The 12,853-nt window shown below is 36.2% G+C and carries 13 protein-coding genes and 1 pseudogene; 7 read left to right on the top strand and 7 right to left on the bottom strand.

Annotated features, from left to right (window positions below; translation table 11 throughout):
• Window positions 1-468: 468 nt before the first annotated feature.
• Window positions 469-1,338: a nucleotidyltransferase-like protein gene (locus RVS70_RS14410; protein WP_205389678.1), complete on the bottom strand. Its 870-nt coding sequence runs from the start codon at window positions 1,336-1,338 to the stop codon at window positions 469-471.
• Between the two features lie 156 nt (window positions 1,339-1,494).
• Between RVS70_RS14410 and RVS70_RS14405 the strand changes: the two genes are divergently transcribed.
• The gene (locus RVS70_RS14405) at window positions 1,495-1,887 is read left to right on the top strand and encodes a YgzB family protein (RefSeq protein WP_026680515.1); all 393 of its coding nucleotides are present in this window, start codon (window positions 1,495-1,497) and stop codon (window positions 1,885-1,887) included.
• Between the two features lie 178 nt (window positions 1,888-2,065).
• Here RVS70_RS14405 and perR read toward each other — a convergent pair whose 3' ends face one another.
• From perR to RVS70_RS14375, 6 genes and pseudogenes are all read right to left on the bottom strand, one after another.
• Window positions 2,066-2,515, bottom strand: a complete 450-nt coding sequence (gene perR, locus RVS70_RS14400) for a peroxide-responsive transcriptional repressor PerR (protein WP_034678747.1) — start codon at window positions 2,513-2,515, stop codon at window positions 2,066-2,068.
• A 155-nt stretch (window positions 2,516-2,670) separates the two neighbouring features.
• Complete coding sequence (locus RVS70_RS14395) at window positions 2,671-3,222, bottom strand: cob(I)yrinic acid a,c-diamide adenosyltransferase (protein ID WP_121605868.1); 552 nt, start codon at window positions 3,220-3,222, stop codon at window positions 2,671-2,673.
• Window positions 3,223-3,266: 44 nt separating this feature from the next.
• A pseudogene (locus RVS70_RS14390) lies at window positions 3,267-4,040 on the bottom strand (D-2-hydroxyacid dehydrogenase).
• 208 nt (window positions 4,041-4,248) lie between these two features.
• Window positions 4,249-4,908: a sugar transferase gene (locus RVS70_RS14385; protein ID WP_034678746.1), complete on the bottom strand. Its 660-nt coding sequence runs from the start codon at window positions 4,906-4,908 to the stop codon at window positions 4,249-4,251.
• A 265-nt stretch (window positions 4,909-5,173) separates the two neighbouring features.
• Complete coding sequence (gene bcp, locus RVS70_RS14380; RefSeq protein ID WP_026680511.1) at window positions 5,174-5,644, bottom strand: thioredoxin-dependent thiol peroxidase; 471 nt, start codon at window positions 5,642-5,644, stop codon at window positions 5,174-5,176.
• A 56-nt stretch (window positions 5,645-5,700) separates the two neighbouring features.
• Window positions 5,701-6,132, bottom strand: a complete 432-nt coding sequence (locus RVS70_RS14375) for a potassium channel family protein (RefSeq protein ID WP_026680510.1) — start codon at window positions 6,130-6,132, stop codon at window positions 5,701-5,703.
• Between the two features lie 197 nt (window positions 6,133-6,329).
• Here RVS70_RS14375 and RVS70_RS14370 point away from each other — a divergent pair, with 197 nt between their 5' ends.
• From RVS70_RS14370 to RVS70_RS14345, 6 genes are all read left to right on the top strand, one after another.
• Entirely contained in the window at window positions 6,330-7,031 is a 702-nt protein-coding gene (locus RVS70_RS14370; RefSeq protein WP_121604741.1) for a response regulator transcription factor, read from the top strand.
• Window positions 7,028-8,029, top strand: coding sequence for a sensor histidine kinase (locus RVS70_RS14365; RefSeq protein ID WP_226983627.1), 1,002 nt, complete (start codon window positions 7,028-7,030; stop codon window positions 8,027-8,029). Before RVS70_RS14370 ends, RVS70_RS14365 begins: the two co-directional genes overlap by 4 nt.
• A 129-nt stretch (window positions 8,030-8,158) precedes the next feature.
• Window positions 8,159-8,935 carry an ABC transporter ATP-binding protein gene (locus tag RVS70_RS14360; RefSeq protein ID WP_026680507.1) on the top strand — a complete coding sequence of 259 codons (777 nt, stop codon included), beginning with the start codon at window positions 8,159-8,161 and terminating at the stop codon, window positions 8,933-8,935.
• Entirely contained in the window at window positions 8,910-10,826 is a 1,917-nt protein-coding gene (locus tag RVS70_RS14355) for an ABC transporter permease (protein WP_026680506.1), read from the top strand. Before RVS70_RS14360 ends, RVS70_RS14355 begins: the two co-directional genes overlap by 26 nt.
• A 19-nt stretch (window positions 10,827-10,845) precedes the next feature.
• Window positions 10,846-12,141: a glutamate-1-semialdehyde 2,1-aminomutase gene (locus RVS70_RS14350; protein ID WP_121604740.1), complete on the top strand. Its 1,296-nt coding sequence runs from the start codon at window positions 10,846-10,848 to the stop codon at window positions 12,139-12,141.
• A 309-nt stretch (window positions 12,142-12,450) separates the two neighbouring features.
• Entirely contained in the window at window positions 12,451-12,693 is a 243-nt protein-coding gene (locus RVS70_RS14345; protein WP_026680504.1) for a hypothetical protein, read from the top strand.
• Window positions 12,694-12,853 lie beyond the last annotated feature (160 nt).

Raw genomic sequence — 12,853 nt, 5'->3', positions numbered from 1 at the left:
ATTATGATGTCTTAGCTTGCTCCAGAAGTTTCCTTCTGGTTATTTTTAAGAAAAAACAGTTGCATGTTTTTCTCTTGACATACTGGTTGTTTTGTTCAGTTTTCAAAGAGCAAATTAGTTTGCTGCTTTTTGCGACAGCAACTCTTTTATTATACCGATTTTATCAGCTCAAGTCAATAACTTTTTTCACTTAACTTTTTTGCTGTTCAAATTGGCGACTTTATTAATATATCATGTTTGCTAGTTTTATGTCAACAAACAATTTATATTTTTTGTTTTCTGTCGTTAAATCCAAACCGGATTTTTGCGACGGATTTAACTTTATCATGGTTATATTACAAAGTCAACGGTTATTTTACATTTTTTTAATAGCACCTTAATAAAAATATCAAAGGTGATGCAGTATTAACCGTTTGTATTCCTGCATCACCCATATAATCCTATGCATTCAAGCAGAAGGTGGTTCCACTAATCATGAATTTTGTACTTACGATGGTAAACACCTGCTCCCTTTGTTTCTTCTCTTACCGTTAAAATAATGTCCTTCTCTACCAAGTAGGCAATTATAGCAGATAAATCCAACGAATACGGTGAGATCATTGGCAATGATTTCAGATCAGCATAAGACCAAGCATCTTCACTTGTTTCCATAATATCTAATAAATGCTTTACGGAAACCTTTGCTCTACTGCTAATGACATAATCCATTGCTATCAGCATTAGCTGAATCCGCTTCTTCATATCTTCATTGCTTTCAATAAACTCTTCATATAGCTTATATACTTCAAGATCGATTTGCTTAACCTGACTCCAAACAGTAACCTCTGGATAATACCCTTTTTCAATAACTGCAAGTCGTGCTAAATAGTGTAAGGAGTATAGTATTTTGCTATTCGTATCCTTATATTCCTCCGATTCAAACAATTCTTTCGCTTCATTATAACTTTTCACTAATTTACCGAATTCAATGGCTTTTCTTAAATCACGCTTATTATCAGGAAAATCTCGTAATTGACTTTTCAGCTGAAGGATGTACTCATTACGATCAAAAATCACCTTTCCATAAATAATCCATTCTACAGCAGTTCGATAACCGCTCGTATCAATCCACTTCATTAATAAATCTTCTTTTACCATATGTAGTGCACAGGTTTTATGATCAAATTCATAGTGCTTGACATACCAATCTTGTTGTGATTCCTTCACAATAATTAGTAATATAACGTCAAAGTTATCAGTAATTGGGCTATCTGGCTTTGTTTTCTCAAGAATTAATACGCCTAATGTATTAGAATCACTTGCATGTTTTTGATAAATGGGTCTCAGGAAATTTTCCATTGCGATTTCCTCCAGTTTTTAATTTCTTTCATATATGTTTAGTTGATTCGCTTACTTATACTATATTTCGTTGTCGATATTTGAAATCCTTTCTTACAATCAAATTTTCTATTAAAATATGCTATACTACCTAGTGTATGAATAAGGAGGTTCGACATGGCTCAGATAGTCTATTCGAGTAAGATAAATAAAATTCGATCATTTGCCTTAATCCTAGTGTTTGTTGGTATTTTATTAATGTATGGTGGCATTTTGACCAAGCGAATAGAATGGTTAATGGTAATCTTCTTTATTCTCGGTGTTATTATGGTTATTTTAAGCTGCGTTGTCTATCTTTGGATTGGAACACTATCATTAAAAGCAGTTCCAATCGTATGTCCAAACTGTGAAAAACCTACAAAAATGCTTGGACGAGTAGATGCTTGTATGCATTGTAAACAGCCATTAACCTTGGATAAAGATCTAGAAGGTAAGGAATTCGATGAGAAATATAACACACGTCGTTATCGTAAAGAAATAAGGGCGAAGCAAAAAGAAAAGAATCAATAGCACATATTTCACCTTCTAAATAGAATAAAGTGTTTTTACTATCGTACGTTAAATAAAAATTCGCCACGACTGGCGAATTTTTTAGTATAAATACCTATGACCTTATACCTATTTATGAAATTTTTATAGAAAAAGCTCCAAACACCTTAAATAGGTATTTGGAGCAGATAACATTTAATTAGTGCTTTTTGGTAGCTGTCTCTTGGCATTCCTCGCATTTACCATACACTTCCATGCGATGATGACTGACTTTAAATCCAGTAACCTGTTCAGCTAATGACTCTACCTCATCCAATGGTGGGTAGTGAAAGTCAACAATTTTTCCACATGACTCACAGATGATATGATAGTGATCCGATGTGTTGCAATCAAATCTACTGGATGCATCACCGTAGGTTAGCTCGCGTACAAGACCAATTTCTCGTAAAACCCGGAGATTATTATAAACAGTGGCAACGCTCATATTTGGAAACTTACCTTCAAGTGCTTTATAAATATCATCAGCTGTTGGATGAACCATAGCATTGAGAAGATACTCAAGAACCGCATGTCGTTGTGGTGTAATCCGGACGCCTGACGCTTTTAATGTATTTATTGCTTCCTGTAATCGATTTTCAGACACCCTCATCCACCTCGCTTTCAATAGTTTCTATAAATGATAATTAATTATTAATTTATAATCTTTATAATTAGTTTACGCCTTCTTCATGTATTCTGTCAATATTAGTATATTATATTCCATCGTTTATATAACCTAATTCTCATTTGATAATAATTCCACTATTAGACATCTACTTCTAGTGGTCTCTCTTCTCCACCTAGTAATTGATTAATATAACGCGCTGCAACAAACAAAAAATCAGAAATACGATTTAAATAAGCTACGACAAGTGGATTTACATCCTTAATTCCTACTGCCAACCTTTCTGCACGGCGAGCTACTGTTCTCGCTGCATGCAATGCCGCCGACGCTCGATGACCAGATGGAAGGATAAAATTCTTTAACGGCTGCAAATGCGCATCCCAATCATCTATTTGATCTTCTAATTCCTTAATATGCTTTTGCTTCAATTCCCATGTTACTTCCTTACCAACAGGTGTAGCTAGTTCTGAACCTACATGGAACAATATGGTTTGGACACGGTACATCCTATCCAGCAACTGTTCTTTCCCTTTAAACGTTTCTTCTTGTAAAAAGCTTAGGGCCAGTCCAATCATTGAATTTGTTTCATCACAGGTCCCATAAGCCTCCACTCGCATGTCGTTTTTGACAACCCGCTTTCCATATAGTAATGATGTTTCGCCTTTATCTCCAGAGCGTGTATAAATTCGCATCATTAGTATCCCCTCCTGACATCCACTTTATTGATAAAATCATACTACCCACTTATATACGTATCAAGGTGTTGTAGAAAAATTTCTAGAGATCTCGTTACATATTGCTCTGACAATCCAGAGATATGCGGTGTTATCATAATATTTTCCTCTTCCCAGAATGAGTGGTCTATTGGTAACGGTTCCACTTCAAACACATCGAGGATAGCATGTGCTATGTACTCCTTTTGGATAGCTTCTAATAACTTCTTCAGCTACAACATCACCACGACCATGTTTAGAAACACAGCTTGTTCTGGTAATTGTTGAAAATGCTTGATCGTAAATAATCTCTTTGTTTCTTTCATACTCGGTAAAACAGATACAACAATATCTGCATAGGGTAATAATCGATATAATTCATCCGTTATATAAATCGCATCAAAGTTCTCGAGTGCTTGCCCACTACGTGAGATACCAATGGTCTGTAATTGAAACGCTTTTGCAAGGCGAGCTACCTCTTGACCAATCGCACCTGTACCAAGAATGAGCATTGTCTTTCCCGAAAGTTCTACCATATTAACTCGTTGATCCCATCGATGATTGCTTTCATTCTCATATAGTTGCTTTGCCTGACGGTAAACCTGTAATAGCATTGAAAAAACGTACTCTGCCATTGGCGTTTTATGAATTCCACTTACATTTGTAAGTAGAATGTTTTTTCTTTCTATTGAAAGTAGTGGTAATTCGTCGACTCCTGCTGATAATACCATCAGCCACTTTAACCGAATTACCCGACCGATATGACGATCATTGATATCATTTCCATACGTAACCACTATTTCGGCATCTGCAATATGTGTTTCTAATTCTTCCTTCCCCCCCAAAAACAAACGTCTGCTCGGGATATTTTTCTAATAGTCGATTCTGATGTTTTTCAGAAATGCTTGCCGTGAATAATATCATGATTGATTCTCTCCTATCTCCATTACTTAGTTCTATATTAATGGTTTTTCAGCCAATAGAACAGGAAGGTAGGATGAACGGTTAGACTACCTTTTTTATGGTTTTCCAAAGTATTTGTATGTCTGTCCGCCAAGTATGATATTTAATATAATTTAAATCCATTTCCAGTTGCTGTTTATACGTTAATTTTTTCTTATTCGCAAGCTGAACGACACCGGTTATACCTGGTCGAATTTTTAATCGTTGCTTTTGATATACATTATAAAATTCTGTTATTTCCTGAAGTTCTGATTGTGGTCCAACAAAGCTCATGTCACCAATGAATACATGAAACAACATTGGTAGCTTATCCAATTTATACTTTCTTAACCACAATCCGGTTGAGGTTATCGTTACGGTCGGATTAGGAATGAAGGTAAATTCATTTGGCACCCCTGACTGCCATGAAGGTGGAAATGGATATGGAGGAAAACCATGTATAACACGTGAAGGAGTCGTAGTTGTACGAAATGTATATAAAACAAATGGTTTATTATTTGCCCCAGATCGAAGCTCTTGATAGAAAACAGGCTTTCCTTCAGATTTTTTTATTTTCCTATAAATATAAAACATGACCGGCGCTAGTAAAAGTAGCAATATTGTACTACCAATAATATCGAATAAGCGTTTAATGATACGATATCCTCTACTCTGCACACTAGTTATTCTCCCAATTCTTGTCGATCTTCTTTGTATTTCCAACGTAACCACCTCAGATCTCTTTAATAGAGTTGATAGTACTATAATCTATTCAACCTGAATGTGAACTATGACAATATTTCAGAAAAGCCACGGTCGGTTTGCTAGTGATGCATTTATTAGATCCGTTCTCATCAATATACGGGATGGAAGATCATACTGAAGTCTTTTAGCATATGGTGTTAAAAAATGATGCAAGAGAAAAGCTTGTAGATGATGTACGTCTACAAGCTGTGTAGCCTTAAATAGCTACCTACTACCTCTTAATTTAGTTTAGTCGCTCACGAATATAGGTTAAAGCTTCTTCCACATGGCCTTTCACTTTAACTTTCCGGTATTCCTGTTGCAATGTTCCTTCCTTATCAATAATAAACGTTGACCGTTCAATGCCATAATACTCTTTGCCAAAATTCTTTTTCAGCTTCCATACTCCAAATTGTTCAGCCACTTGATGGTCTTCATCTGCTAAAAGTAAGAAAGGGAGATCATGTTTTTCCATAAATTTCTGATGCGATGTAGTTGGGTCAGGACTAATTCCAATAATTACAGCATCTAATTCTTTAAAGCTTTCATGAGCATCACGAAAATCACAAGCTTCCGTCGTACAGCCCGGTGTCATATCCTTTGGATAGAAATAGAGAACAACATGCTTGCCTTGGAAATCGGATAAGCTCACTTGATTCCCATCTTGGTCTGGTAATGTAAAATTAGCTACTTTTTCCCCTGCTTGTACTGTCATTTTATCCCTCCAAATAACTGTTTCTATCTTTACTATAGCATATTAGAGCATACGTTTCATTGATCTCTGCTTCGCTCCTGATTCTGGACAAGTCGCAGTACGAATGCAGTTGGAAGAATATAACCAACCAGCGCTTCGATTAAAGCAATGAACCGACCAATTCCAATTGGTGTTATATCCCCATAACCTATTGTTAGTATTGTTACTCCGCTAAAATATAAAGAATGTACCATCGATCCTAGCGCATTCACCTGTCTCAGTTCTCCATTTTCTACTAGAATAATGCCCTCCATCGATAACAAAAAATAAATAACTGCAAACCCAACAATCACGATGCAATATATAATAAGAAGTGCATAGAAAAGTTCTAAAGAAAATCCACTTTCACGCAGTCGCTTCTGAACCTTTCCTCCTCGAATAAAATCAATAAGGCTTCTTATTAATATTGTAATAACCCCTCCGATCACTAACCAAAGCACGATGACCATCCTATCCCCTCTACCTAGTGTTATTCTATATCTATGCAGTAGACGAAGTATGCTTGTCATTTATTTTATATTCTGGATAAGATAGGATAGAATGAATGCTATAGAAGTAAAACAATACGTGTATCATGTCCATCCTTACTTCTGGTTGGAACTAGATACTCACTTCCCTTTATTGAAGAAAAGGACGGTGGCAAGAGATGAAAAAAATATACCTCATTGAGGATGATCCTAAAATAGCCGGATTATTGAAGGATTACCTTGAAAAGTATGAATACAACGTGAGCATTGTAACAGAGTTCGAACATATTCTAGAAGAATTCATGGAAATTGAACCTCATTTAATTCTACTTGATATCAATCTACCCAGGTACGATGGATTTTATTGGTGCCGTAAAATTCGCAGTGTATCTAATTGTCCAATTATCTTTATTTCTGCGCGGGATTCTGGAATGGATCAAGTAATGGCAATTGAAAATGGTGGAGATGATTATATAACAAAGCCTTTTAATTTCGATGTTGTTCAAGCAAAAATAAAAGGTATTATGAGGCGAATTTATGGAGAATATGCTAGCAGTAAGCAAGCTGATTTACTAGAGGTTGCTGGTTTTAGTCTCTATTTAACAGCAATGGAAGCTATGTTCCAAGAACGAAAAGCGCTATTAACAAAAAATGAATTTATTTTATTAAAAGCGTTTATGGATAATATTAATCAAGTATTATCTCGAACTTACTTATTAGAAATGCTTTGGGATGATGAGCAGTTTGTTGATGATAATACTTTATCTGTTAATATTACACGTCTTCGTAAGAAACTAGAAGACATTGGAATAGAACAAAGCATACAAACAGTACGAGGCGCTGGTTATAAAATGATTAATACTTGGAGCGAGCAACAATGAAAGACTTTTTAAAAGATAGTATTCCATTTATCCTTTTTTTCTATCTACAGCTCTTTCTTGTAATAGCGATTATACAGCTTTTTTACGGTATTACTTCCGTGCCATTAAGTTGGGATATCATCTATTATTTACTTATTTTGCTTACATGTTGCCTTTTACTCTTTTTAGCTTATCGTTATTATCGACTACGCGATTATTATATGATCATTCACCGAGATGAGGGATATAGTAATTGGCTACCAGATCCACCAAATCGTTTACTGGAAAATCTTAAAAGACAGCATGATCTGCAGTCAAATCAATATGCCGAGGAAATTGAGCAGCTTAAATTGCAAAAACAAATGGAATTTCACTTTATTCAACAATGGGTACATCAAATGAAAACACCTGTATCTGTCATGCATTTAACCTTACAAAAAGAAAAATTACAGCTTCCTCATCATTTCTTACATAGTATGGAAGAGGAGTTAGAACGAATGCAGCAAGGCTTAGATTTAGCATTATATCAATCACGCTTGCAAAAATTCGATCGAGATTTCCATGTACAACAGGTTGCGATACGAAATGTTGTAAAAGAAGTTATTCAAGATTTCAAATCAAGCTTTATCCGTAATCAAGTATTTCCTGAACTGGCAATGGATGAGCATGAGAAGATTACGACAGATCCTAAATGGCTACGATTCGTTCTTAACCAAGCTGTTTCGAATGCCATTAAATACTCAAAGCCTGATTCAAAGTATATATACTTTTCCACTACGAAAAAGAAAAAGCTACTCTCCCTCGAGATAAAGGATACTGGTTATGGTATCCCGCGTGAAGATCTAACAAGGGTTTTTGACCCCTTCTTCACAGGGCGTAATGGAAGAAAATTTCGAGAATCTACTGGTATGGGGCTTTATCTTTCAAAAGAAATTTGCCAAGAACTCGGACATGATCTATTCATTTCGTCTGAGGAGGGTGCGGGAACAACTGTGACCATTCACTTTCATTTAAGCTAACCTTACAAGACTGTAAGGTTAATTTTTTCATTTGAAAGAAAGAACAATAGAGGAATGATGCAGTATTTTACTATACTATATAGAGCAGAGCAGCTACAGCACTAAAGCATCGCGAATAGGAGGTAAACCATGCAAGTACTTAAAGCAGATAACTTAACAAAAATATATGGAAGTAAACGCGGAAGATCCTACGAAGCCCTACATCATTTCCACTTAACTGTTAATAAAGGTGAATTTATTGGTATTATGGGACCATCAGGTAGTGGTAAAACAACGTTATTAAACCTCTTATCCACTATCGATGTGCCGAGTTCTGGAAAAATAATCATTAATGAAAAAAACTTAACTTCCTTCTCACAACAAAAACTTGCCAAATTCCGCAGAAAGGAAATGGGGTTTATCTTTCAAGACTATAATCTATTAGAGACGTTAACCATAGGAGAAAATATTCTTTTACCTTTGACGTTAAATAAAATGAAGGTAAAAGAAATGGAAAAACGATTAGTAACGGTATCGAAGCAGCTTGGAATTGATACGATCATTCATAAGCGAATTATGGAAGTATCTGGTGGCCAAATGCAGCGTGCCGCTATTGCCAGAGCGATCATTCATGATCCAACCATTATATTTGCAGATGAACCGACAGGAAATCTTGATTCAAAAGCTTCCCTACAAGTAATGGAATCACTTAGGCAGCTACAGCAAGAAAATCAAGCAACTACGGTAATGGTCACCCATGATCCTTTTGCCGCGAGTTTTTGTGGGCGGGTCATTTTTATTAAGGATGGAAGGTTATTTAATGAAATCCATCGTGGTGATAATCGTCAAAGCTTTTTTCAAGACATCTTAAATGTGCAGTCCTTACTAGGAGGCAATACGAATGACCTTCAGACAATTCGCTTTTAACAATGTGAAACGGAACACCCGTACATACCTTAGTTATTTCTTGAGTTGTATGTTTGCAGTGATTGTTTTTTTCATGTACGCTGTCGTTATTTTTCATCCAAAGATAGAAAAATACGACTTTAGAGATATTGTCCAAAGTGGAATAATCGTTTCAGAAGTATTTATATATCTATTTTCTTTCTTATTCGTTCTGTATTCTACTACCTCTTTTATTAAATCTCGAAAAAAAGAGTATGGGCTACTAACGACATTAGGAATTAGTAAATCACAATTAAACCGCTTGTTAATAACAGAAAACACCATTATTGGGCTTGCCTCTATCATTACTGGTATCATCATAGGAGCACTATTAACAAAGCTTTTTTTAATGATTTTTTCTGCTATTTTAGGGACGGGAGAAATTCTTCCCTTCTACTTGTCATGGAAAGCAATTGGTATAACCGTAGCACTATTCTTTATTATGTTTGAGCTAAATTCTATTGCGGTTGTCTGGTCCTTGCGTACAAAATCGATTATGGAAGTGTTTCGAGGTACTAAAACGCCGAAAGAAAAACCTCGATTTTCATGGATATTAAGCTTACTGGCACTCACGGCTATTGGGTATTCCTATTATCTGGCCTATACTTCCGATATGATTTCTATATTATATCGTATGTTCATTATACTGGCCCTGATCATTCCAGGTACTTATTTTTTGTTTACGCAGTTTATCATTGGCTTTACAACCGTTTTACGCCGGCGAAAAAAATATTTATATAAAGATTTAAATCTATTAATGATCTCTGATTTAACTTATAAACTTAAGGATCATGCACGCTTATTATTTATAGTAACTATTTTAAGCGCAGTAGCCTTTACTTCTTCAGGTGTGTTATTTGGATTATTTCAAAGTGTTGAAGAAGAATCAGAACGATTTGCACCACAGGATGTTACCTTAATTAGTGGTGGGGAGGAAAATCACGAAGCATTTGAAGCGAATGTTGCTGAAATAGAAAGCGCCTTCCAACAAAATTATGTTCCATTCGAAGCTTTGACAGTCTATCCAACCCGTTTGTATTCTATATCGACGATTGATAAATGGAACGATACTCCCTTTATAGTCTATAAGTATTCGGATTATAAGGCTATGCTTCAACTGAATGATAGGAAAGTGCCAAGCAAGCTTAAAGATAACGAGGGGCTTATTCTTATTCAGGATATTATAAGATCCTACACGATGGATTTTCCAGAGAAGCTTACGTTTAAGTCTGCTAATGAGCGAGCAGAACTGTCGGTATCAACTATAGATTCTGATTTAAATTCAACTGTCTATAGCTCCTTTCAGCTTATCGTTTCCGATCATACGTTTAAGCAATTTATTCAACATGCTACTGCTGATGAAAAATTCTTTTATTATGTAATGGACATACCAAATTGGGTTCATCATGTAGATACCATTATGGATATTCTTCCTTATACAACCACAGACGAAATTTATCCAGATTCTCAAGCTGAAATCTACAGTTCGATGAAGGATAGTATGTCCTATCTATTCTTTTTTGGTATATTTATTAGTGTCCTTTTCTTTTTAGCAGCTGGATCGATTCTATATTTTCGGATGTATCAAGATATTGATAACGATTTAAGTCACTATCATTCGCTTTATCGCATTGGACTTACCAATAAAGAAATGAAAAAAATAGCGACAAGACAGCTAGGATTTCTATTCTTCCTGCCTTTTATTATTGCTGTCATTCATGCAGGATTTGCCTTTAAAGCATTGCAGAATATGCTTGTATCATCGGTCATGGTACCAAGTATCTATATCTTCCTGCTTTATTTCGTCATTCACTTTTTCAACTTTATTTTCATCCGAAATATTTATACGTCCAAGCTAAAAAAGGTCATGTAATATCAAAGGAGGCAATACCATGGAATTTACTAAATCAGAAGCGCTTCATAAAGAAGCACTCAAGCATATTGTTGGAGGAGTGAATTCACCATCTCGAGCTTATAAAGCAGTAGGTGGCGGTTCACCGGTATACATGGAACGTGGCCAAGGTGCTTATTTTTGGGACGTTGATGGTAATAAATATATTGATTATCTAGGAGCTTATGGTCCAATTATTACAGGACACGCACATCCCCATATTGCAAAAGCAATCGCACATGCAGCTACGACTGGTGTATTATATGGAACGCCTACTCGACTAGAAAATCAGTTTGCTAAAATGCTAAAAGAAGCGATTCCATCATTAGAAAAGGTTCGTTTTGTCAATTCTGGAACAGAAGCAGTGATGACTACCATACGTGTCGCTCGTGCTTATACGAATCGAACAAAGATCATTAAATTCGCCGGCTGTTATCATGGACATTTTGATGCAGTCCTTGTAGAAGCAGGTTCCGGACCAGCAACCTTAGGTACACCAGATTCAGCTGGAATACCTGAATCCGTAGCTCAAGATGTCATTACGGTTCCATTTAATGATATAGACGCCCTCAAACAAGCATTAGATAAGTGGGGAGAGCAAATTGCAGCCATATTAGTTGAACCGATTGTTGGTAATTTTGGAATTGTTGAACCAATGGAAGGTTTTTTACAAGCAGTTAATGACCTAACTCATGAAGCTGGTGCTCTTGTTATCTACGATGAAGTTATCACGGCTTTCCGATTTACATACGGTAGCTCTCAACAACTATATGGAATTGAACCAGATATGACCGCAATGGGTAAAATTATTGGTGGTGGACTTCCAATTGGTGCATACGGTGGACGAAAAGAAATTATGGAACAGGTTGCACCTCTCGGACCAGCATATCAAGCAGGAACCATGGCAGGAAATCCTGCATCTATGGCCTCAGGTATTGCTTGTCTGGAAGTCCTGCAAAAAGATGGGGTCTATGAAAAATTAGATACCCTAGGTACACAACTTGAAGCAGGTATTCTTGAAAAAGCCCGTGACCATGGGATCTCTATCTCTGTTAATCGCCTATGCGGTGCATTAACGGTTTATTTCGGAGATGGCCAAATCATTAATTACGCTCAAGCAGAAGCGAGTGATGGTGAAGCTTTTGCAGCGTTCTTCCGACTGATGCTGGAACAAGGAATTAATCTTGCACCATCTAAGTATGAAGCATGGTTCTTAACTACCGAGCATACGGAAAAGGACATTGCTGAAACGATTGAAGCAGTAGGAAATGCATTTAAACAAATGGCAGATAAATAAGATGGAGAAGCTGTTCCATAAGTCTAAAACTTGTGGAACAGTTTTTTTATGTATTCCTCCTCCAACATTAATTATCAAGCTACGTAGACAGTATGAATTTTAAGAAGCGAATACTCCTCTAAGCAACTACTGAAGATTCCGCTGTTAGCGTTCTTTGCTACCAAGGATGCTGAAGCGTTGTCCACGGAAGGAGACGGCTCACCACTATAATTTTCTTTTCCTCACAAAACATATCTCTAATGATCAGTTGATGCATACTTTTCTTGCTTTGCCACAAACTAAGCATACGTCAATTTTTTGGAGGGTATTATGAATAAACCATATCGCTGTCCAAACTGCAAAACTAACAAAACTCGTTTTAATAAAATTGAACAAGTTGCTCAGCCGATAAAAATTGATGCAACTACAGGTGAGACGATTAATAATTATCAAGATGGTAATGTAGAAGTTTTTCATACTATATACCAAGGCCCTAAGTACAGAGTACAGTGTGCTTCCTGTGGATTAATTGAAGATGAAAAAACTTTCATTCAATTCGCTCAATTAGATTAAGAACAAAAGAACAAGCGACCAATTTGAAACGGAACGAGTCAACGGAGATAAAGGAATCAAGGTGAGCTTGCAAGTGGATGATGACTTAGTGTAGAACGATTCGTGAAAACGCCTAGTTTCTGAGCGCTGGAGCTAGACAGGGCTCAACACGTCCATATTT

Origin of the sequence: Virgibacillus sp. M23 (assembly GCF_034190895.1) — a bacterium.
Lineage (GTDB): Bacteria > Bacillota > Bacilli > Bacillales > Amphibacillaceae > Virgibacillus > Virgibacillus salarius.
Note: the sequence above shows the minus strand (reverse complement) of the source record. Positions and strands in the feature narration are given on the sequence as shown.